This window comes from Echinicola shivajiensis, from assembly GCF_018642165.1.
GTDB lineage: Bacteria > Bacteroidota > Bacteroidia > Cytophagales > Cyclobacteriaceae > Echinicola > Echinicola shivajiensis.
The window spans coordinates 24026-47178 of record NZ_JAHHZM010000011.1 but is presented as its reverse complement, the minus strand read 5'-3'; the positions used below and the strand labels follow the sequence as shown (position 1 = coordinate 47178).

The 23153-nt window shown below is 36.4% G+C and carries 19 protein-coding genes; 13 read left to right on the top strand and 6 right to left on the bottom strand.

Features of this window, described 5'->3' with window-relative positions:
- Window positions 1-37: 37 nt before the first annotated feature.
- A complete protein-coding gene (locus KMW37_RS16730; protein ID WP_246581542.1) occupies window positions 38-427 on the bottom strand; it encodes a VOC family protein in 390 nt (129 codons plus the stop codon).
- 642 nt (window positions 428-1069) lie between these two features.
- Between KMW37_RS16730 and KMW37_RS16725 the strand changes: the two genes are divergently transcribed.
- The 6 genes from KMW37_RS16725 (at window position 1070) to cysC (ending at window position 8217) form a co-directional block, all read left to right on the top strand.
- Entirely contained in the window at window positions 1070-2125 is a 1056-nt protein-coding gene (locus tag KMW37_RS16725) for a hypothetical protein (RefSeq protein ID WP_215225803.1), read from the top strand.
- Window positions 2126-2350: 225 nt separating this feature from the next.
- Window positions 2351-3571, top strand: coding sequence for an NAD(P)/FAD-dependent oxidoreductase (locus tag KMW37_RS16720; protein WP_215225802.1), 1221 nt, complete (start codon window positions 2351-2353; stop codon window positions 3569-3571).
- Between the two features lie 353 nt (window positions 3572-3924).
- Window positions 3925-5409 carry an MBOAT family O-acyltransferase gene (locus tag KMW37_RS16715; RefSeq protein WP_215225801.1) on the top strand — a complete coding sequence of 495 codons (1485 nt, stop codon included), beginning with the start codon at window positions 3925-3927 and terminating at the stop codon, window positions 5407-5409.
- 40 nt (window positions 5410-5449) lie between these two features.
- Window positions 5450-6334, top strand: a complete 885-nt coding sequence (locus KMW37_RS16710; RefSeq protein WP_215225800.1) for a hypothetical protein — start codon at window positions 5450-5452, stop codon at window positions 6332-6334.
- A 1-nt stretch (window position 6335) separates the two neighbouring features.
- Window positions 6336-7382 (top strand): alginate O-acetyltransferase AlgX-related protein, encoded by a 1047-nt coding sequence (locus tag KMW37_RS16705; protein ID WP_215225799.1) that lies wholly within the window; start codon window positions 6336-6338, stop codon window positions 7380-7382.
- A gap of 238 nt (window positions 7383-7620) precedes the next feature.
- The gene (cysC, locus tag KMW37_RS16700; protein ID WP_215225798.1) at window positions 7621-8217 is read left to right on the top strand and encodes an adenylyl-sulfate kinase; all 597 of its coding nucleotides are present in this window, start codon (window positions 7621-7623) and stop codon (window positions 8215-8217) included.
- A 132-nt stretch (window positions 8218-8349) separates the two neighbouring features.
- Here the strand turns inward: cysC and KMW37_RS16695 are convergent, their stop codons facing one another.
- Together KMW37_RS16695 and KMW37_RS16690 are read right to left on the bottom strand one after the other, a co-directional pair.
- The gene (locus KMW37_RS16695) at window positions 8350-9093 is read right to left on the bottom strand and encodes a hypothetical protein (RefSeq protein ID WP_215225797.1); all 744 of its coding nucleotides are present in this window, start codon (window positions 9091-9093) and stop codon (window positions 8350-8352) included.
- 203 nt (window positions 9094-9296) lie between these two features.
- A complete protein-coding gene (locus KMW37_RS16690; protein WP_215225796.1) occupies window positions 9297-10178 on the bottom strand; it encodes a TraB/GumN family protein in 882 nt (293 codons plus the stop codon).
- 285 nt (window positions 10179-10463) lie between these two features.
- Between KMW37_RS16690 and KMW37_RS16685 the strand changes: the two genes are divergently transcribed.
- The 3 genes from KMW37_RS16685 (at window position 10464) to KMW37_RS16675 (ending at window position 12674) form a co-directional block, all read left to right on the top strand.
- Window positions 10464-11093 (top strand): hypothetical protein, encoded by a 630-nt coding sequence (locus KMW37_RS16685; RefSeq protein ID WP_215225795.1) that lies wholly within the window; start codon window positions 10464-10466, stop codon window positions 11091-11093.
- 74 nt (window positions 11094-11167) lie between these two features.
- The gene (locus KMW37_RS16680) at window positions 11168-11440 is read left to right on the top strand and encodes a hypothetical protein (protein WP_215225794.1); all 273 of its coding nucleotides are present in this window, start codon (window positions 11168-11170) and stop codon (window positions 11438-11440) included.
- 265 nt (window positions 11441-11705) lie between these two features.
- On the top strand, window positions 11706-12674 hold the full coding sequence (locus tag KMW37_RS16675) for a hypothetical protein (RefSeq protein ID WP_215225793.1): 969 nt from the start codon (window positions 11706-11708) through the stop codon (window positions 12672-12674).
- 210 nt (window positions 12675-12884) lie between these two features.
- On the opposite strand, the gene KMW37_RS16670 is transcribed toward KMW37_RS16675, so the two are convergent.
- Window positions 12885-13418, bottom strand: coding sequence for a zinc-binding dehydrogenase (locus KMW37_RS16670; protein ID WP_215225792.1), 534 nt, complete (start codon window positions 13416-13418; stop codon window positions 12885-12887).
- A gap of 362 nt (window positions 13419-13780) precedes the next feature.
- A complete protein-coding gene (locus tag KMW37_RS16665; protein WP_215225791.1) occupies window positions 13781-15355 on the bottom strand; it encodes a sulfatase-like hydrolase/transferase in 1575 nt (524 codons plus the stop codon).
- Between the two features lie 424 nt (window positions 15356-15779).
- Between KMW37_RS16665 and KMW37_RS16660 the strand changes: the two genes are divergently transcribed.
- The 4 genes from KMW37_RS16660 to KMW37_RS16645 are packed head-to-tail and all read left to right on the top strand — an operon-like array spanning window position 15780 to window position 22125.
- A complete protein-coding gene (locus KMW37_RS16660) occupies window positions 15780-16514 on the top strand; it encodes a hypothetical protein (RefSeq protein WP_215225790.1) in 735 nt (244 codons plus the stop codon).
- Window positions 16515-16517: 3 nt separating this feature from the next.
- On the top strand, window positions 16518-19277 hold the full coding sequence (locus KMW37_RS16655) for a TonB-dependent receptor (protein WP_215225789.1): 2760 nt from the start codon (window positions 16518-16520) through the stop codon (window positions 19275-19277).
- A 7-nt stretch (window positions 19278-19284) separates the two neighbouring features.
- A complete protein-coding gene (locus KMW37_RS16650) occupies window positions 19285-20472 on the top strand; it encodes a DUF4249 domain-containing protein (RefSeq protein ID WP_215225788.1) in 1188 nt (395 codons plus the stop codon).
- 12 nt (window positions 20473-20484) lie between these two features.
- On the top strand, window positions 20485-22125 hold the full coding sequence (locus tag KMW37_RS16645; RefSeq protein WP_215225787.1) for a hypothetical protein: 1641 nt from the start codon (window positions 20485-20487) through the stop codon (window positions 22123-22125).
- A gap of 285 nt (window positions 22126-22410) precedes the next feature.
- Here KMW37_RS16645 and KMW37_RS16640 read toward each other — a convergent pair whose 3' ends face one another.
- Complete coding sequence (locus KMW37_RS16640; RefSeq protein ID WP_215225786.1) at window positions 22411-23103, bottom strand: DUF4386 domain-containing protein; 693 nt, start codon at window positions 23101-23103, stop codon at window positions 22411-22413.
- Window positions 23104-23153: the final 50 nt, after the last annotated feature.

The window sequence follows — 23153 nt, the reverse complement described above, 5'->3', positions numbered from 1 at the left end:
TGTTTTTTTTACCTTCGTTTCTAGGAGAACAAGTCTTTTACTTTTTACCTGCGGAACTATCTTCCTGAAAAATTCCAAAAACATTATTGTCAGCATCCATGAAATATCCTTGCCAGCCTTTTCCAGGAATAGAGAACATGGGCATAGCTAGCTGCCCGCCATTTTTTAGAATTAATCTTTGAGTAAGTTCAAATGACTTGACTACTACGGAACACGTAAATGCATTGGTGCCATGTTTCTTGGGAGGAACTTTGGCAGGCCTTTTAAATAGCGCTGCATTTAATCCAGCGTTGTCTAATTGGTAAAATTCTATAGGTACGCTTTCGTCTCTAATAAATTCCCAACCAAATACATTCCTGTAAAAATCTATTTCTCTTGCAGGTTGGGAAGATTGGATTTCAAAATAACAAATGGTATTCATTGACATACTAACTCGGGTTTATGATTTGCTGATCAATTAATTGTATAATGATTGCCTGTTTCTGATTACTAAAGTAATAAAGTGAAAGAACTTAAGCCATACCTATTATTTAATATGGCTGGTCATGGATTTTGTTAGTTTAGCCCAGTTGGAAGGGGAGTGCAAACACTTATTTTATAAAGGAGTTTTATGTATCTGTATAGCATGAAAGTTTTATAAATGAAGTATATCATTCAGCATTAAAGGAGCAATTGTAATTAATTATATTTTATTTGGTAAAAGAAAATATAATTAATTACAATTTACCTGAATCGGGGTTTTTTATAATTATTCTATCAATTATCCTATTTTGTCTAAATTTTTTGGTTGGATTTTTGTACTCTAATTAGTCTAAAGAAGTTCATTTCAATTAAAGTGCAAATAATGACATTGTACCTACTTAGGCTTACGATTTTTGATAAATTCATGATTCTTTAATCCAGTCAGGTAAATTTGTTCGTATTTGTTTGTTGAAATTGAAATGACGCAATAGCATCGCAGCATTAAGCTGTGTACTTGTTTTGATTAAGGCATTCAAATATCCTTTTTAGGTATTTTTTGTCGCCATTATTTTATTAATATTTTGTTTAACCAATTCATGTTAATGATATGGCTGTTAATGCATTGTTTCAACGATTTAATGATTTCTTATTTAGTAATAAGAAATCTAAAAAAGGGGATGAGTTTCCCTTTTCCATGCCTGATGGATTTAATGGGAATGCCGATATTTACCTCTTAATTTTTCAATCCAATATGATCAAAGCTAAAATTCAAAGGGTTTTGGAAAGTGTTCCTGAAGCTTTTCATGGAATTGGCTTGTATCGTGATGTTTTATTTCAAGAAAGTAAGCTTGAAGAATTACTAAAGTCAAAATTCGGTGAATCACATGTACTATATACCAAGAAGGGAGCTGGAGAATCCAAATTCATTTCCAAAGATGAATTTGCTTCTCAATTGGAAAGTGTTCTAGACCAGGTGGATGATTTGCTAAAAGCCTCTGAATTATCTGTTTCCCTACTTAAACAAAGCTCGTTTTCCTTTTATAATGATAAATGGGGGCAATTATCTAGGGAGTTGAAGTTGGCTGTCCATAATGAAGGTTTTTTACCCAACCAGTTGAGTGAAGTAGAACACTTATGTATTGAAATGCCATACAGGTTGAACAGATTTCATTATGATGTATTTAAAGGAATCAATGCCTTAGAAAATATATTTGAATTGGAAATAAAAGGCAAATTGGATAGCGAATCTGATTTCAATAAGTTGGCACAATTGTCAAGACTGAATAAGCTAAGTCTAGAAGAGGGACCAAAAATAAAATGGCCAAATGATAGCCTACATATTGATAAAGGCTTTATGCTGGAAGAGGTTTTCGTTAGGAATGCCCAAAAATCAGAAGCGTATCAATTTATTTATAGCCTTGAAAGAGTGAAAAAGATTACCTTAATGAATTTCAATAAACAGAATATTTATCACATTCTAGACTTCTTGATTTATAAGGACCTTGAGGAGATAAATATCCATTTTAGTTCTAAGATAATAGGTGCTAAGGATGGATTGTTGGAGGATATTATAAACCCTTATAGTGGTAATGTGAAAGTCAATTTTTACCAACCAACCGAAGGTATGGAGGAAAGAGTCCTAAAGGATAATATTTATTGGTAAGCTTATTACATAAACTTCAGAAAAGTTTAGTGTAATTCGGAGATAGTCAATTTTTATGAGGACTATCTCATCATTTTTTAACTGTTCTTACTCACTTTCTAGGGACCAAAAGGCTCAATTTTTCTGGTCTTTAAACATGACAAATTTCAGGTTTCAGTGTGCCAAAAGTTACACAGGATCAGTGTGTAATAATGTAAATTTATTATAGACAAAAATCGGATCGTCATGAAAAATATAATTATTCTGGGTAGTAATTTTGCTGGCTATACTGCAGCCATCCAAATTCAAAAGGGGCTTGGAAAACACAAAGCCGATTATAATGTCGTCGTTGTCTCACCGAGCCATGATTTTCTTTATGTTCCCTCATTGATTTGGGTTCCCTTCGGCAGAAGGAAAGTAGAGGATATACGTTTTGACCTTAGGCCAATATTCAATAAGAAGCGAATAGATTTTATTCAGCAGGCTGCCAAATCTGTAGATCCTGATAATAACCAAGTGATTTTGAATAATGGCGAGATCCTAGATTATGAATACCTTGTGGTCGCCACTGGGGTGAAAATGAATTTTGACATTCTTGATGGGCTTAAACCTGAGGACAATAAGATCAATAATATTGTGATTCCTAAATTGGCATTGAAAACTTATGAGGCTTTTGAAGAATTGGTTAAAAACCCTGGTCCGGTGGTTATTGGCGCCACTCAAGGAGCTAGCTGCATGGGAGCCGCCTACGAATACCTTTTCAATATGGATAAGGAGCTAAGAAGAAGAAATGTTAGGGATAAAGTAAAACTATATTGGATCACTCCCGAGCCATATCTAGGTAATTTTGGTATTGATGGAATGCCTGGAGGAGAGTCCATGCTCAAGACATTTATGAAAATGTACAATATTAAGTGGATTACAGATGCCAGCATAGACAAAATTGAGGACAATAAGATCATCCTTAAAACTGGAGAGGAACTGCCCTATAAAATGGCTATGCTTATGCCTCCATTTGAAGGAGCCGAGGTGATGAAAGCCAGTCCAAAATTGGTGGATCAAAAGGGGTTTGTTGAAACCAATGCTGCGTACCAGCATATAGGCTATAAAAATGTATTTGCGGCAGGTTTGGCAGTCAAGGTGGCGGTACCATTTGAAATAAGGAATACGCCATTTGGTGTACCAAAAACAGGATACCCAAGTGATGTGACTGGTAAAATAGTTGCCAAGAATATCCTAAGGTTAATTAATGGTAAGGAAAACTTGATTGAAAAAGAATGGGGAAAAATTCCTGCAGTATGTGTTATGGATGCAGGGCATAAGGAAGTGTACCTATTAGCGAATCACCTTTTTAAACCTAGACAGTTTGCCATTATGATCCCAAATATCTTTAATGACCTAGGTAAGGTGGCCTTAGAAAAATATTTTATATGGAAAAATAAACATGGTTATGCTCATCTACCATAAGGCTGAGGGTAGAAGATAGATTTGTCAACTTTTTGCTTAAACCAGCCCAGAAAGTCCCCTAAGCCCTTACTTTCTGGGCTTTTTATAGTAAATGGGAGCGATTGATGCTTGAAGCGGGTAGTGGGAAGGAACAAGAGTTCAAAATGTGGTTAACTTTTCAAAGTTGGAATACTGAGTATGAAGACTCCTATTATTAATTGTTCCAAGTCATCGCTTTGTTAAAGATTTGGAACAGATTTATTTTGATGTTTTTTCGATTTAGATCAATTACTTGAACTTTCTTCTTTTAATAATAATCGCTTTTGATTAATTTAAATTTACCTTATTGATCCACACCCTAGCCTAAATATTATATGCTTTTTAATTCCATAGAGTTTTTAATATTTCTTCCTATAGTATTTCTGCTTTATTGGTCAGTGTTCCAAAAGAACCTGAAGGCTCAGAATGCATTTTTGCTTTTGGCCAGCTACCTCTTTTATGGTTGGTGGGATTGGCGTTTTTTGAGCCTCATTGCTGCCAGCTCCTTAGTGGATTATTTATGTGGATTAAAGTTAGGTGCTATTAAAGAATATCAAATTTCTGAAAATATATCAAAAGGTCCTTTATCATGGTTTAGGGGAAGGAAGAAATACCTTAGTCTCAGTATGGCCTTTAATTTGGGGCTATTGGGATTTTTCAAATATTTCAATTTCTTCATTGGGTCTGCAACTGACTTAATAAATAGTTTGGGTTTCCAGGCAAATGATTACTCGTTGAAATTGATCCTGCCTATTGGGATTAGCTTTTATACTTTTCAGACGATGAGCTATACTTTGGATATTTATAAGGGTAAATTAAATCCCACCAAAGGTCTAATTGCATTTTTTGCCTATGTGAGCTTTTTTCCTCAGTTAGTGGCAGGGCCAATTGAACGTGCTAAGCATTTATTGCCGCAATTTATGAAGAGAAGGACATTTGATTATGCTAAGGCCATGGATGGGATGCGACAAATTCTTTGGGGGCTATTCAAGAAAATGGTGATCGCGGATAACTGTGCCGTATTTGTTGATCAAGTTTTTACCAACCCTTCCGATCAGCCAGCAAGTAATTTGGCAGTGGGGGCGGTATTTTTCAGCTTTCAGATTTATGGGGATTTTTCAGGTTATTCTGACATTGCGATAGGTGTTGGAAGGCTGTTGGGCTTTGATCTTATGAAGAATTTTGCTTATCCATATTTTTCAAGGGATATAGCTGAATTTTGGAGAAGATGGCATATTTCTTTGTCCTCATGGTTTAGGGATTATGTTTATATTCCTTTAGGAGGAAATCAAGAAAATAAAATGATGACCATGCGCAATGTCTTGATTGTCTTTTTGGTTTCAGGCCTATGGCACGGGGCCAATTGGACCTTTGTGGTTTGGGGTGGATTGAATGCCTTGCTATTTTTACCATTAATGCTCAATAATAAACATAGGAATCATATGGAGATTGTGGCAAAGGGACAAACCTTTCCACATTGGAAGGATATGGGCTTGATATTGGTCAATTTTGTTTTGGTAACATTGGCATGGGTGATTTTCCGCTCCGCTTCCTTATCAGATGCATGGGTGTATTTTCAGGGCTTGTGGTCAATGGATCTTTTCTCAAAGCCACAGATGGATATAAGAATCTATTTATTTACAATTTTGATTATTTGTTTTGTCTTTATTGAATGGATGGGCAGGGAAGATGATTTTGCAATCCAAAGGATGGGTTTTAAGTGGCCTTCTCTTGTGCGCTATGGCTTTTATTATAGTATTGTGATGATGATATTCCTGTTTGCCACCAAGGAGCAGGAATTCATTTATTTTCAGTTTTAGTATGTGGGGTTTTCTGAAGAAATGCATATTGTTTTCGTTGGTGCTTGCATTAAGTTTTTGGGCAGTTTGGGCCGTTGAAGGTGGTAATGCGGATCCATTTGGTATGCGTTTTACTACAGGAAAAAAGAGCGCATTGATTGTTGGGAATTCAAGGGCTGCTCAGGGATTGATACCTGAGTTTGTAGAAGAGGGAATTGATACACCATTATCCTCAGGTCTGTATAATTATAGTTTTGGAATAGGTTATTCTGCCTATGGTCCAATCTATCTTGAAAGCATTATGGATAAGTTGGATCAAAAGACAATCGATGGACTTTTTATAGTTACTGTTGATCCTTGGGCATTGGTGGAGGGAGGTAACCATCCAAATGATCCGGTATTTTTCCCAGAGAGGGATTCACCTTTGGCTGAACTGCAAAACCAAAATTTTAAGCCTCATTTGGTTTATATGATGAATTGGTTTGGTCCATCCTATTACGAAATTATACACCGTTACTTCAGACCTGCCAATGAACGCTTACACAGAAATAATGGCTGGCTGGAACTAGTATTGCCTATGGATACAGCAACGGTAAATTATAGAATACAACAAAAGGTGAGGCAGTTTGAAAGTGGTTACAAAAGTCTCCAGCTTTCAGAAACCAGATTGAAGTATTTGGAAAAAACCATTATCGAACTCAAGAATCATGGAAAGGTTGTATTGGTTTATATGCCAGCGCATCCTAAGATATTGAAATATGATCAGTTGGTTCTTCCTGACTTTCAAAAAATGATGGACAAAATAAGCGACAAATATAAGGTCGCCTATAAAGATTATAGTTCTCAGGCAGGGAAATTCATCTACACTGATGGTATTCACTTGTATCAAGAGTCCGGGAGAACGATATCAAAGGATCTTGGTAGATGGATTAAAAGTCAATTGTAACATGAAAGCTTTTTTTATTAAGAAAATAGGAGTTTTTCTTATTCCGGTCATCTTTTTGGGCTGTGTGGAAGTATTTGTTTTGCCACATACATTTTGGACTCATAGGTTTTGGGAGGCTATTTCCTATCAAAAAGATATGTTGACTTATGGTCAGTTCTATCAAAGCCAATCTCTGGAAATGTTGGAGAGGGGGGATTTGAGTGATGGAGCAGACTCTGCAATATATTCTCTGAACAGCTGGATTACTGATGAATATGGTTTTAGAAATGATTACTTTATTAAAAATCCTGATATCATTTTGTTGGGAGATTCTTTTATAGTGGGAACTGGCTTGAACCAGAGTCAAATATTGTCCAACCAATTGACAAGATTATACAATGGGCAGATAAAGGTATATAATATGGCCCCTGTTCCTTTAAGGACCTTTGATATAATGTTAAAAAAAGGATTGGTAGAAAAGCCGGATATTTTGGTTTATGAATTTGCTGAAAAATTGTTCCCTGAGACTTTTGTGCCTTATACATCCGGAAAATATGATATGATTAAGGTACCTGTTACTAATTGGATAAATGAATATCAACTTAATTTGGTTTGGGATAAGATCAGCAGGGTTCATTGGGCATATTTTTTACGCCATAAATTGTTTGAGGAAAAGCCAGTGTATCCAAAGCTTAAGGACCAGTATTTATATAAAGGTGAAAATTACAAGATTTTCAATAATCAGGACAAAATTCATTCTCTAACTAGCTTGATTGGCTATAAGGATTATTGTGATAATCAGGGAATAAAATTAATTGTCATGCCTATACCGACTAAAGAAACGGTTTATAATAAAGTCTTACAAAAGTCTGATTTCCCTAAGTACCTTAATGGTATTCATGCAGGACTGGATTGTCTTGGGATCAATAATATCAATGTGTTAAAAGTAATGTTGGAGGAGGATGGAGAGTATTACCAAAGGCAAGATACCCATTGGAATGAATATGGAGTGGACTTGGCAGCGGGGCTATTGAAAGATAAAATCGAGGAAATTCAAAACTTAAACTAAACCAATATTGGGTTATAGAAAACCATTGACCTAATCTCATTTATTAAGAAAATAGGAATGCTTTCACTAGCTCTTTTATTGATCTTCTTCTTTTACAGGATTTATATTATAACAGTTTCTTTATCCAGGATATGATTTAAAAAGATACGATCCAATTATTAGGAATTGTTTATTTTTAGATATTGCGAACACCGGAATTAGCGGAATTTCCCGCCTTTTTGTGAAAATATTATACCTTATGACTGCTCATGTTTTTCCAAATCAGTTTAAGATTACGCAATCAGATAGGATAATTTTGCTTAAGCAAAAACCATTTTTACTCTGGTTTACGGGATTATCAGGTTCAGGGAAATCAACTCTGGCTAGTTTAACCGAGACCATTTTATATAATAAGGGATATAAAACCTATTTACTGGATGGTGATAATTTGAGGTCAGGTCTCAATAAAGATTTAAGTTTCACTAAAGAAGGCAGAATAGAAAACCTTCGTAGAGTAGGGGAAGTGAGTAAGTTAATGTTGGATGCAGGACTGATTGTTATTGCGGCTTTTATTTCCCCTTTTGAAAATGAACGTCAGATGATCAGTGAATTGGTGGGAGAAGAAAATTTTGTTGAGGTTCATGTTGACTGCCCACTGAAAGTTTGTGAGGAAAGGGACGTCAAAGGTTTATATCAAAAGGCCCGATCTGGGATAATTACCAATTTTACTGGTATAGATTCACCTTATGAAAAGCCAAGAAATCCCCATATTCAAATAAAGACACATCAATTATCTATTGATACATCAGTGGAAAGGATTATTGAATATTTAATGAAATTTCAATTAAATAGATAATTTAAATGGCTTTCAATTCATTCCTAGTGTGATTGCAAAAGATTAAAATAAGAATCTTAATAAGATTTAAGGGAGGGTAAAATATATGGTCTAATATGGTTTTCTGATAAATAACTCTGAATGCTTATAAGTCTATTTATTTTTCATCCGCTCTAATTGTTCATTAGCCTCCTGGAAGATTTTTCTAATTACTTCACCGTTGGACGGTTCTTCTTTTAGTGTTTCAGGATCCCATTGACTACGCGCGGTGGCAAAGAAATCTCCTCCGTATATATGAATCCCGCCTGTAAAACGCTGTAAGGGATTGGTTACTGAGTGAATGGCATTGGGATTTAGCGTAGCAACATCTCCCTCAAATAAACACCTAACATCATTTGCTTCTAATGTTTCTGAAGATCTTTCCCATAGAATATTATCTTCCCGACCAGTATAAATACCAATGTTTGCCCACATTAGATGATTATGTGGCATGAGGTTCATTTGAGGGGTCCAAGTAGCAGCAAATATGGTCAGCTCTTTTGAGCGGAGAAAGACTTTTAAGCCAGCTTCCCTGGGTTCTCCAATATTTTTTAAAATTTTAGATGGATCTGAAAGAGCCCTGGTTAATACTTCCTTTACAGCTTCTTGAGGATTACTTTCTTTGTTTGCTTCAATACATTCTTCGATAAATTTCTGCATCTCCATAAATGTCCTTTCATTCAAAGGAATTATAGTTTCGCCATGATCAAGAGATTCTTCAGGTATGTCCATCATATGATAAGGGATAAAAGGAGGCAATGATGCCAGGCTTAATCCAAATCCCAAGGTTTTGATTAAGCCTCTTCTTGATTGTGCCATTTTTCCCTTGTTGTTTGAGGTATTCTGTTTATCTGACATTGCGCCTTTTTTATTTAATATACGATATATATATTGATTAAACTATCAGATATTCAATATGTTATGATTGTTTTTGAGTGAGGGTCGTACCGGTTTCAGGAATGAATCAAACAGCTTAAATTATAGGGAAGTAGGTTTAATACAGTATTGAGTGGGCTTTACCGAATTGATTGAAGAGGCTTCAAAATATAAGCTTCACTGTATTATTTTACATTTATGGCTTGTACAGTATAACCAAGATCTTGGATCTGGTTAATCAGTCCGCATTCATACATTAAATGGCTTAATCCAACAGCAATGAAGCAGTTGTTCGTTTTTAGCAAACTCTCTAAAGTTTGCATCCATCTATTGTTTCTGTCAGTTAAAATAAGTGTATTCCTGCAGGGAGTGTTCAATTGATAGTCAATTTGCATGTTACTGTACCCGTTGGTTTCTACACAGTCCTTGATGTTTTTTGTCCTCATTTTTTCGATGATGTTTTTTAACCTTCTTTGATGCGTTTTTCGAGGCATTCCTTCCACATCTTTATTGATCAGTTTTATTTGTTCTTCAGCTGTTTCAAGCCCCAATAGTTCTATGTTTTGTTGTTTGGCGATTGAACCGATATAATCATCTAAAGACATTGAAGTGTCCGAAGGGACTTTTGAAAGGCAAACTTCCTGCTTAAAATGCCTGTTAAGAAAAACGTACATTTCAGTGGGAGTCATTTTGTTGAAGTTCGTTGGACTTGTGGCAAATAGGCTTTCTACAAATGCCAAATCCTTTTTGCTCAAATATTTGTCCCAATCAGTAATCAATGTACGCCTATTGATGATTTGCTCAGCCGAATTCTCCGGATCGTTTAGGTTTTCTTTGATTAAGAGATCACTAGCAGACAAAACTTGATTGGCATTGGTCAAGGAGTCAAAAAATTCTTTTCCAAAAGCATGATGTGTTCCAAATAAATAGGAAACATTTTGGGAATAGGGGTGAGTAATTTTAAATAAGATTGTAGGCTTTGAAAAAGTATCCTGTGCGCTTTGCCCCATTGAAAATATAGAAATCAGCAATAAGAATAATGTTATAAACTGTCTTACAAGTGCCATGATTGTTTTATGTCCAGTGAACTAAAATATGATCTTGTTTTTTCAACTGATAATGTGCTGGTTTTAAATATAAATAGTCTATTTAAAGGTGTTTAATGTTTCTTTGTTCATTGTCAAAATGAAAATCAGCAATGATTAGAAACGTTTAAATTGGAGAAAACAAATTCCAAGACACCATTTTCAATATAAATTCACCCAAGGCTGATCTTTTAAAAATAAAAAAACTTTTAGCTTCAATTTAAAGTTTAACTACTTTATTATAAACTTAGATTTTATTGAAATTGGATGAAGACGATATTGTTTTTGATCGCCTATTTAGTCATGGCAGTTTCTTTTACTGCATGTACAACCGATAATCATGAATTTCCAAAATTTGAACTTGATGGTGCAGACCTCCAAGATCTGGAGGATTACTCGGTTTATCAAACGATTTTGGAGGATTATTCCTTAAGTAATATGCTTGTCAAGCAGGAAACGTCAATTATTCTTCCCTTATCAAAGGATTTACAATTGTTTTTTAATTCAAATACTTTAAAGATGATGGAGGATGGATTGTTTCAAAAGTTTATGGAAGAAAATACCTCTGTTTCTTTCCTTGACCAAAACAAGATCAATTTCCATAAAGAAGTGAAATTAATTTCAAATGGTGAATATTCCTTTATTTTCGGAAATGACGATCACAAAGCCTGGGAAATTATGCAAAGCCGATATGATGTGCCTGATGGCTATCATACAGTTCTAAATAAAATTGCATATAGTGCTGACCGAAATCAGGCATTTGTCGGTGGACAGGATTATTATTTTTTGATGGTGGATGGAAAAAGACAGACTAAAAAAATGGGCTGGGTAAATTATATGGAAAAGGAAAATAATGAATGGATTAGTAAAGGTCAAGCTAGCTATTTTTTTGACTAAATTTCATAATGCTCTATGAATCTATGTAATTGTTTCTGTATTTAGATTAAGGGCTGTCTCGATTAGATTCCAAGATGGACTTTTCAATTTGGTACACTAATTATATTCTTCCAAGTCATTGGCAAATAGACTCACTTGAAAAAGTGCTCTACCAGTTCCTTAGTAGGTATTACAGATCAGTTATGGCTGCTGTTCCAAATATTTATCGGAATAATGATGGGAATGAAAATAAGGGAGCCTTCCAACTCGCTTCTTCGGTCTCTCCAATTTCGCGTCCTAACTTGAAGTCGACAATAAAAAACAAGGGAACACTGACATTGCTCAGGTTAAAAGTTCCTTTACATTAATGCCGAAGCACCATTTTCAACCTTTTGGACTTTACCATTGTTCCACAACATAAGTGTACACTTGGGGAATGGGTAGTGATTTCAGTACAGAGTAAAGGAGTTACAGCTTTAGTGTTAAGTTTATCTAAAGCTTTGAAGATGAAGTTTTCTGTTGATGGTGTTAAGTAGTTGGTAAACAGTTTTTTATGATTTGTTTTTTAGATCGAAATCTTTGGTGAAAAAAAATAATCTCTTCAAAAAATAGTAGTAAATTAATGCTTATTGGATGATAGGATCGAATGATATGATAAGGTTTTTTACTAAAATAGTCTTGTTTTCCATATTCCCGATCACTTCTTTTTGGTTGGTTTTATTTTTCGACCAAGGGCGGACAGATTCCTTTTATAGAAGGTTTACTACCCCTAAGCAAAGCGCATTGATTATAGGTAATTCCAAAGCCGCTCAAGGAATAGTTCCAAATGTATTGGACGCTGAATTAATGGAGCTATTTAATGCCCCCATTTATAATTATAGCTTTTCTGTTAATAATTCCCCCTATGGCTCTATATATCTTAATAGCATAAAAAGAAAGTTAGATGAGAATGCTAGGGGTAGTTACTTTATCGTAACTATTGATCCTTGGGGAATATCCAGTTATAAAGAAGATCCAAATGACACCTCAATTTTTGATGAAAATAATAAGTTCTTACATGAAGTGAAAAAAGTGGATTTGGATCCCAATTGGTATTATTTAAATGGTCATTATAAAAATTCTTTTTACGAAATACCATTACAATGGCTTAGACCTGGTCCATCCAAACTGCATGACAATGGTTGGTTTGAAACCAAAAGGGAGATGTCAGAGAATGCAATTTCATACAGGACTGGCGTTATGGTAGAAATGTTCGAGGGCTATCTGAGGGAATTTACTTTTTCTGAAGTAAGATTAAAATATTTAATGGAAACCATTTTATTTTTAAAAAACTTTGGTGAGGTATACCTTGTTAGAATGCCTTTAGAAAAGCCAATTCTTCAAATTGAGGAAAGATTAATGGGTGATTTTGATCAATTGATGATGGAGTTTTCCTCAGATTTAGAAGTGCCTTATATTGATTTTACCAAGCAGGAAACGAGCTATGAGTTTAAAGATGGTCTTCATCTATCCTCGAAAAGTGCCAGGGCTTTTACTGCCGACCTTGCCAACTGGATTAAGTTAAATTCCTCTTCTGCTGTTACCACTATAACAAGTAAATAGTACTGATTTGAACCTTAGATAATAAATAACTTTATAATTCAGTTCCTATCTTTCCAGATTTATGCTGCTCTAAGCTTTTGGGTAAACAGTGACTTGGAATAAAAAATAAGGGAGTCTCCCAACGCTCCTATTCGATTTTATGAATTCCTTTTTCTGCTTTAGATTTCCTTTGAATTCGCTAGTTATCGAATGAAGTACAATTGCCCAAGTCTAAAAGTCTTTCATGTCAATGACAAAGCGGTATTTAACATCCCCTTTAATTACCCTGTCCCAAGCTCCATTGATATCTTCCATTTTTATCATTTCTATGTCTGAAACAATATTGTGCTCTGCACAAAAGTCTAGCATCTCCTGAGTTTCCTTTAGTCCACCTATCAACGAACCGGCAATATTTTTCCTCCCGAAAATGATCCCCATAGTATGTAGGTCCACAGGCGTTGCCCCCAATACCACCATGGTTTTTCCGACCTTTAGTAAGGGAATATATGGATTGAGATCATGCTTTACAGGTACAGTATTTAAAAGAAAGTCAAAACTGCCAATGTTGGCCTTCATTTGCTCTTCATCTTTTGATATAAGGACTTCATTGGCTCCTAAGTGCATGGCATCTTTACCCTTTTCTGGCGAAGTAGTGATCATCACTACATGTGCTCCCAAGGCAGCTGCAAATTTAACCCCCATATGTCCAAGACCTCCAAGACCAATAATTCCAACCTTTTGGTCTTTACCTACCTTCCAATGCATAAGCGGGGAATAGGTAGTAATTCCTGCGCATAATAAGGGAGCTACGGCTTTAGTGTCTAGCTTCTAGGCGGCATATCCTTCTGTATTGCTCATGACTCTGATATTTATGCTTGTTAGATTAAAGTTCAGTTAATACAATTTACAAAATACACAGTGTAAAATATGTAATCTGTTGATAAAAAGCTGGTTAGTTGGTGTTTGGGTGCCTCGCTTCACACGGTCTAGGTAACAGTCTTACATCTAAATAAAGAACAAAAAAAATGGAACCCCGAGGATTCGTTACCGAAAGTAAAAAGGTTCCAGTTTCATTCTTAAAATCCTTTGATCCTGCTAAGTGAGGTGAATCAAATCTAGTTTCTAAATTAAAAGCCTAATCCTATATCAGTATTGGGAAACTTTTTCATGGTAGCAATATGTCTCTTATAAAAGGCCAATGAAGCGGGCATACCCCATTCGAAATAGCGGTGTCCCTCGCTAGCCATTTCTTTTGGATCAACATTTAGATTGAAGACCCATGGAGCAGTGCCAACCTTTGAGAGGGTAGAGGCATCAATATTTCTTCTTGTTTCAGTTACGTCAAATACCTGGAAGTGGACTTTGTAATCTTTCCATCTCAAAGCACAGAAATCAGTTGAGTTCCATAAAAATACTACTTGACGATGGGAGCGTCCGTTTTCAGTTAACAAATATGAAGTTTGGTCTATACCATCAAAATATAAATTATTTGGAAGTTGATCCAATACGCCTCCTAAACGCAAGCAAACCATATAAAGATCAGAAAGGTCTATCAGTTCATTGGTTTCTTGTCCTGGTTCGATCATTCCCTTCCAGTAAGCTATTCCAGGAACTCTGACACCACCTTCCCAGGTCGTTCCTTTTCCGCCACGCCAAGGGTGGTATCCCGCATCTGGAAATACATCTTCATTTGCTCCATTGTCTGAGGTAAAAAAGACCAAGGTGTTTTCAAGCAGACCATTATCTTCAAGTACCATCATAATCTCTCCCACAATATCATCCATTTGAACAATGGCATCTTTAACTGGCATTGCAGCAGGGCTTTTGCCTATATATTCTTCGCCACAGTAAGTGTCATTATGGATGGCGGTAAATGAGTGAACTAGAAAGAATGGCTTGTCAGTATTATTATTGATAAACTTGATGGATTCCTCTTTTAGTCTTTCGTCGATTTGTCGGAGATCATCAATATTATTGATTTCAAAACCAACCTCTCTCGGCCCACCTTTTTTCCCCATGATCAGTCCTTCTGGTTGCAGTTGAAATGCTTTATCATGAAGCTCCTTATTATTGATCATATCTGAATATTGTCTTTCCACCAAAAACTGGCTATAGTCCGATTGTACTGCTGGAAGCCCATAGAAGTAATCAAAACCAACTTCATGGGGCAACATATTTTCACCTTCACCAACATGCCATTTTCCTATCAGAGCCGATTGATAGCCAGCTGATGAAAGCAGTTCTGCTTGTGTAACTTCTATATCCCAAGGGTTAGTAGTAACCTTGTCTCCACTCAGTAATGGTCGGGTAAGTCCACTTCTAATAGGTTGTCTTCCGGTTACCATCATCGCTCTTGATGAGGTACAGGTTGGTGTAGAATAGAAAGATGTAAAACGCTTACCTTCTCGTGCCAGACGATCAACATTTGGAGTAGGAGCCCCGACGGCTACACCTCCGCCATTTACACCAATATCTCCCCATCCCAGATCATCCACCAGAAAGATAAGTATATTGGGCTTTTGACCTGTTTTTGATGCTAAGTCTTTTAATTTTTGATTCGCAATTTTCTCTTGTTCTGGTCGTGGGATGATAGGTTCTAGGTTTTCTTTTATGACGACAGATTCATCAAATATGCTTATTTGCTGGGCTTCTATTTGTAGAGAAAATATTAATGCCAGAATACTGAATGTGATTTTTTTCATAACAATCAATTTTATGGGACAAAGGTTTAGTTAAAGAGAAACTATTGGTATAATTTATAGAAAAAAAATGATTAAATAAACATGTTGTTTAGTTCAGTAACTTTTAACTTTGGCAGAAGTTGACGGATTGGGTTGCAAAGTATTCTTTCGATAATTTGATTCTTTTTAATTTGTTTTTCAGGTGTTTATAAAAATTGCGGTGCAGGGATTATAAATTTCAGAATTCTCCATCCTCCAATACGATTGATTTCTTCAATACCATACAACTCTCTAATGATCATCTCAATACTCAATACCCATGACTTTCTCCTAATGACTTTATACTCCTATCTGAACTAAAGAAATTACAAACCGTATATATAATTCATGTTTTTTGTTAATGATCTCCTGTTTATTTTATGGAACATTATTATTTTGTTTTACTATGAAACATTTTTACAAGTTCAGCATTATACTGTATTGTCTGACGCTATCTCGATCGGTTTATTCCCAAATCAATGATGCTGTCCCACAAGAATTGATTGCTTCCTATTTGAAGCTGATTCCCAACCCTCAGGAAGTGTATTCAGGAGGTCAATATGCCGTGAGTGAAGCGTTTCATATCGAAGGAACTGCATTTTTGGAATCATCGGAATTTACAGAAGGCAGCTTAAGTATTAATGGCCTCTTCTTTGAGAACATCCTTTTGAATTATGATATTCAGAAAGATCAGCTTGTCACTTTCCATCCCAATAACTATCAGAGAATAATATTAAATGCCAGAAAAGTGGATTCGTTTACCATGGGAAATGGTAGATATTTTATTAAAATCAATGGAAATACTGATTACTACCTTCACAAAAATGGATATTACGAAGTACTCTTGGAGGGAGAAATGGCAGTATTGGCTAAGCACAGCAAAGTGGATGAATTAAAAAAGGAGGTTAGCAGCGACGACGTTCGGAAGTTTTATTTCATTCATAATACCCATTTTTTTATTTTTTCAAATGGCCAGTTTTACCGGATTAAGAAGAAAAAGGATTTGGCTTCGTTGCTGGGAATTCCTAAAAAGCAAATGAATAAGGTCCTCAAGAAAGAACAGCTTAAGTTCAAAAAGCAAACAGCGGAAAGTTTGGTGGTTGTTGTTCAAGCTCACTTGTCAAATGTATCTAAAAACTAAGTGATGAAAGTTTACAGGTTGATTTTATGCTTTAGCATCGTCTTTAATCTTTTTCCTTTGGTAGCTGTTTCCCAGGAAGTTGAAGATGAAAAGATTTCTGGCTTGTTCCCCGGGATCAGCTTTGCACGCTTTGTCAATGCCATAGAAAAAGAAACTAACTATCGCTTTTTCTTTAAAAGGGACGATATTGAAGGCATTCAGGTGAATGTCAGTGCCAGTCAAAATGATCTGAAAGATATCCTAGATCTTATTTTTAGTGAAACAGAACTCCACTATACCATCGATCGCCAAAAAAGGGTGTTTATTCACCGTTCTCAAGAATTCCATACGCAATTGTCCAATGATTTTTTTGATAAGGAGTCCTCCGAAAGCGACCAACAAATTCAGAATAACGAGAGTTATCTGGACAGGGCTTATACCAAAAACAAATTATGGCGTATCGGTGCACCTGAGCCTTTGCAAACTGGAGAAAAAGCTTCATTGACAGGTACTGTTTATGGCTTAAAATCCGGTGAGCCTGTTTTTGGAGCAGTTATTTTTGAGAAGAATGATTATACCAGGGTAGTCACAGATGAAAATGGTCGTTTTAGCATTTCACTGCCCGTTGGCCGTCACACCCTGTTTATCCAGCATTTGGGCCAGTTTCAGGAACAGCGGCAAATAGAACTTTTGGGAAATGGAAACTTGCACCTGCAAATTGATGAAAGCATTGTTTCTTTGGATGAAGTGGTGGTAAGTTCTGATAGGCTCTCCAATATCAATCGATCAGAAATGGGCGTGGAGGTAATGTCCATAGAGTCCATGAAGAAGCTTCCTTCATCCATGGGTGAAGTTGATGTCATCAAAAGCATTTTGACTTTGCCGGGTGTAAAGACAGTGGGGGAGTCCAGCGTGGGCTTTAATGTAAGAGGGGGGGCGGCTGACCAAAACTTGATTTTACTTGACCACAGCACCATTTATAATCCTTCACACTTTTTCGGTTTTTTTTCCTCCTTCAATGCGGATATGGTGGATAATGTCGAGTTGCATAAAGCAGGGATGCCAGCTGATTTGGGAGGACGGCTTTCTTCTGTTTTGGATATACAGGGCAAATATGGTAATCAGGAGAAGCTGCACGGAAAAGGTGGTATTGGGCTTTTGACGAGTAGACTGACACTGGATGGGCCTTTAGGAGATAATACCAGTTTTTTGGTCAGTGGAAGAACGACCTATAGTAATTGGCTATTGAATTTAGTTAATGATAGATCGGATTTAGATGCTGCTGGAGCCTCATTTTATGACCTAAACCTCAACTTGAAACATCAATTTGACAATAATAATATCTTGAAATTTTCCTCTTATTGGAGCCAGGATGATTTCAATTTTGATGCCGACACCTTATATAATTACAGCAACAGAAATTTCAATATCAATTGGACCCATTATTTCAGCAAAAGGCTGGAAAGTGAAATTATCTTAGGATATGACCATTATCAATTTGGGATAGAAGGTAGGGAAGATAGTTTGAGTGCCTTTGACTTTGATTTTGATATCGCCCAGTACAATTTTAAGGCCCATTTTGACTACGATTATAATGATCGTCACCACCTTAACTTTGGCTTGGACAATATCTACTACCAGCTTAACCCCGGTAGAAGGCAAGCTATAGGACCATCTTCCATAGTTGTTCCAGAGACTGTTAATGGGGAAACGGCCATGGAAACAGCGTTCTTTATTAATGATCTTTTCGAAATCAATGACAAACTCAGTATCAATTATGGACTAAGGTATGTTTTGTATAGCTTTCTCGGACCAAACGACTTGTATGAATATTCCCCCGGCTTAGCCAAAAACGAGTCTACCATTATAGGTCAAAAATCATATGGCAATAATGAAATCATAGAAACATATCATGCACCTGAAATCAGGGTGTCTGCGAGATATATTTTAGACAATTTTACCTCAATAAAAGCCGGATACCATACTACCAGACAATACATCCATCTATTAACCAATACCTCTTCGATTACTCCAACGGACACTTGGAAACTCAGTGATCCATTTGTTAAACCTCAACAGGGTAATCAGGTATCTTTGGGCTTTTACAAAAACCTTGGTCAGGGCCTAGTGGAAACTTCTATTGAAGTCTATCATAGAAGCATGAAAAACCTTATTGATTATAGAAGTGGGGCAGAACTATTGCTCAATAATGAAATAGAGCAGGATGTACTCAATACCGATGGAAGAGCTTATGGTGCTGAATTGATGATAAAAAAGCCCACAGGTAGATTGAGTGGTTGGCTTAGCTATACTTACTCCAGGTCGCTTCTTAAAACATCCCCTGATGAACTTGCTGAAAAGGTCAATGATGGAAAGTGGTATCCGAGTAACTTTGATCAGCCTCATGATATTATGCTGGTGACCAATTATGAGTTTAACAAAAGGGCAAACATTTCGATGAATGCCAATTACAGCACTGGACGCCCTATTACACTACCTGTGGCCAAGTTTAACTATAATGGTTCCGAACAGGTTTATTATTCAGATAGAAATGCCTACCGAATACCTGACTATTTCCGAATTGACCTATCCTTGAATCTAGAGGGAAGTCATAAAATCAAGAAATTGGCCCACGCCTCATGGTCTTTGGGCGTCTATAATGTATTGGGAAGAAGCAATCCCTATTCTGTATACTTTACTCCTGTAAATGGGATTTTGAGAGGGTACCAGCTATCCATATTTGCCCAGCCTATTCCTTATATTACTTATAATTTTAAATTCTGAATTGAGGATGAAAAATATATATATCAAGCTGCTTTATTGTGTGCTTCCTCTGCTGAGCTGGGGATGCAGAGAGATCTATGATCCAGAAATCAAACAGGAAGAACTTGAAATTCTCGTGGTGGAAGGGCATATAGAAGTAGAGGGTGGTGTTTCAAAAGTGAGTTTAAGTTATACTTCTCCCATTTTTTCCGATGGGTCTTCCTTTCAAAACATACCCAATGGAGAAGTAATTGTAGAATACCAAAGCCCGGGAGGGGAGCTTATCCAATTTCCTATGCAAGGTGATCAATCAGGTAATTACCTGCTGGATACTTATTTGGACAGTGAACAAGAATATAGATTGAACATTAATGTACCAGAAAAGGGTAGGTACCTAAGTGAATGGATAAAACCCCAAATTAGCCCGCCCATAGATTCAGTAGGCTTTTTCCAAAATGAAAATGATGATGTAGAGGTTTACCTCAACACCAAGGGAGAGGCAAATGCCCAATATTTCATTTGGAATTTTGAAGAAACATGGATCTTCAATACGCCTATTATCAGCTTACTCAAATATGTTAGGCGAAGTGAGACCAGGGACACCATTGTGGCCAGGACTCCTGATGAAATGACTGATCAATGCTTTCTTTCAGAAAAATCAAATAAGGTTATCATAGGTTCTTCCGGCCAATATAGGGACCAAATCATTTATCAAAGAGAAATTCAGCAGATTCCCTTTGGCTCAGAAAAGTTGGGAAGGCGATATTCTATTTTGGTCCAGCAAAGAGCCATACCAAAAGAGGCATATGATTTCTATGAAATACTTAGGAAAAATGCGGATGATATCGGAGGAATATTCAGCCCCTTACCTTCAAATTTGAGCAGCAATATCCATCATGAATCCAATGATGAAATAAAAGCAATAGGGTATGTTACCGTAGGGACTTCCGTGGAAAAGCGAATATACATTGGCCGTCATGAAATATTAAATTGGCGTGTCAATATCCCTTTTTATGCGGGCTGTGAATTTTCAGTAGATACTGTTGAGGTGCGATATGTTACAGAAAATTTCAATAATAATTATAGGGTGCCAGTAGCTGCATTAACTGCCGCCAATGATCCAAGGATAATCATTGGTTACCTTGGGTCAAGCAGAAAATGTACAGACTGTACCTTAAGAGGACAAAAGGAAAAACCTGATTTCTGGGAGTATTAATCGATATAGAACATGAGAATTTTTATTTATTTATTCCCACTCCTTTGTTGCAAACTATCTCTTGCATTGGCTTTGCAAGAGACCAAGCTCTATGATTTTTCTGAGCAGGTTTATATACATAAAAGTAAATCCATTGCAGTCACGGGAGAAACTGTTCCTTTTTCGGTGGATATTAGATCGCATGATAAGCCTACCTTTTCAAAAATGGCCTATGCGGATTTGATAAGCAGGGAAGGTGAAAGGATGACTGGAACCATCATTCCCTTGGAATCAGGTAAGGCTAACGCATACCTAACAATCCCTACAGGGATTCCTTCAGACCATTACCTCCTCAGGGTGTATTCGAGGTTGGCCAGTAGCTTGGGGAATGAAAATCATTACCACCATAGCTTGATCACAGTAATCAATCCCGAAATTCCTCCCCAAGGTAGCCAACAAATAGGAAAGGCTTGGGAAGAAAGAAGTGTCAAAAGCCCCATCAAGTTGAGCTTAAGTAAAGAAACACTGGCCCAAACTGAAGAGGCTGAACTTATCATAACAGCTCCTTTAAGTAAAGATCTGAGCATTTCGATAAGCAAAAAGAATCCATACCTGCCAGACTTGAAGGTTAAAAGGCTAGACACTGAAATACATCAGCCAAGAAGTTATGAATTAATTCCTGAATTGAGGGGGCATATTATTAAAGGGGCTATCTCAGGTTCTCAGATAGATACTACTCAGGTTTATTTCCTCTCTGCCCACGGGAAGAAATCGGATTTGTTTTTAGGAAAGCCTAATAAAAATGGTCAGGTGTTTTTTGAAATGGGGGCCATGAAAGATTATGATTTTTTGCTTCTCCAGACTGAACAGGATACGGTGCCATTTGGTATGTCCATCCAGCACCCCTTTGCCCCAGCACCAAATGAGGAACTTTTAGCCTTTCCTCCATTGCAGCTTGCTGAAAAGGATATGGATTTATTAAATGACATGGTAATATCTTCCTCAACAACGGGTTATTATTTTAAACCTGAAGAAAGCATAGGTCAGACCATTATCACAGGATTCGATGCTGACAGAGCGTATCACTTGGATAATTATAATCGCTTTGCTGACGTGGCGACTACTTTAAAAGAGTATGTTCCTACGGTGATGGTCAGGAAAAATGGGGGAAAATATCATTTTAAACTTTCCAATTTTCCAGAAGATCGCATGTTTAAAAATAACCCATTGATGCTGATTGATGCCATGCCTGTTTTTGACAGTGATGATCTAGGGAAACATCGTGCAGATAGTATAGAAAGAATTGAGGTGGTAAACAGGAATTTCTATATACTTGACAATATTTTTGAGGGAGTGATCAATATTAAATCTTACCACAACGACTTTGGTGGTTTCCCCATCCCGGACCGGGCACTATACCTTGAATATCCAAAAATTCAACAAGCAGTGGACTGGAAGTTTAATAGTCCATTAAAAGAAGAGGAAGACCGTTTGCCTGATTTCAGGACCATTCTTTTCTGGGATGAAAATATCCATGTAGATGAAGAGGGAAAAGCAAAAATTAAGTTTACTACTTCTCAGATACCCGGAGAATACGAAATTAAAGTGAGCAGTATCTCCTCTGATGGGATACAGCACTGGTCTAAGATGGAGTTTGAAGTTTTAGGAGACTAATTAAATAAAGAACCAAAATCGTTTATAAGCCTTTAGCGGTTATCAGTCTTTAATGTAGCGGTGATTTGGAACAATTAATATAGGGGCTCCCAACCTGTCTGTCAATTGGCAGGCTTTATACTCCCGCCTATTCTACATGCGTAGAGAGTAAGGAACGAATTCAAAGCCATCTTATTTGGATTGAAACCGCCAAGAACTAATAAAAAGGCTCCTGTTTTTTCCGGCTTATCTTTAACTACTTTTGCAAAACCTTCAAACTTTTGAGTACACTGACCCTTTTATGAATTATGCAGTGCGTTGTAAATTAAAGTTTTGTATAGAAAATCCTTTTGTAATGAGCCAGATTGCTAGTACTATTTCCAACAACGCTGTCGGAAAGGCTAATGCAATATAAGTAGGAGTAATGACACCTATAATGCCAAACATGAGCAGTAGACTTGCTATAATACCGCCTAACACAGTGGCAATAAGACCCCATATAGATAGGGACCTTGGGATAAGTTTTGATTGATACAAAATAGAATAAAATATGAGGTTGCCCACACTCAGAATTAAGGGCATTGCCACATGGTTTATTAAATCTCTACCCGACCGTATTAAATTATCTAATGTTTGAAAATACGATAATTCGGGACTTCCTGCTTTGAAAAAATCTTGGCTCAAGGACAATAGTAATAGGATACTTAACCAACCTATAAAAATAAATGTTACAGAAATAATTCTAAAAACAAGAAAACCAATTGTTAGACAGAGGTTGATTTTATTCAGTACCGAAAATAGTATCATAGGAATGCTAACATAAATTAGGGCTAAGATAAACTGCATGAAAGCTCTAATTAATATTGGATTAGCTTTGATGGAAATATTTTCCAGGTTATTAAGCTCATCAATTACTGGATCTATACTAAGAATACCTACAACTATGCTAAGAATTAATAATACACCTACAATAATCGATTTTTTTCTGATTGGAGCCATGATATTTTTGTTTATTACTATTTATCACAAAAATAGAATGGTCTTATGAG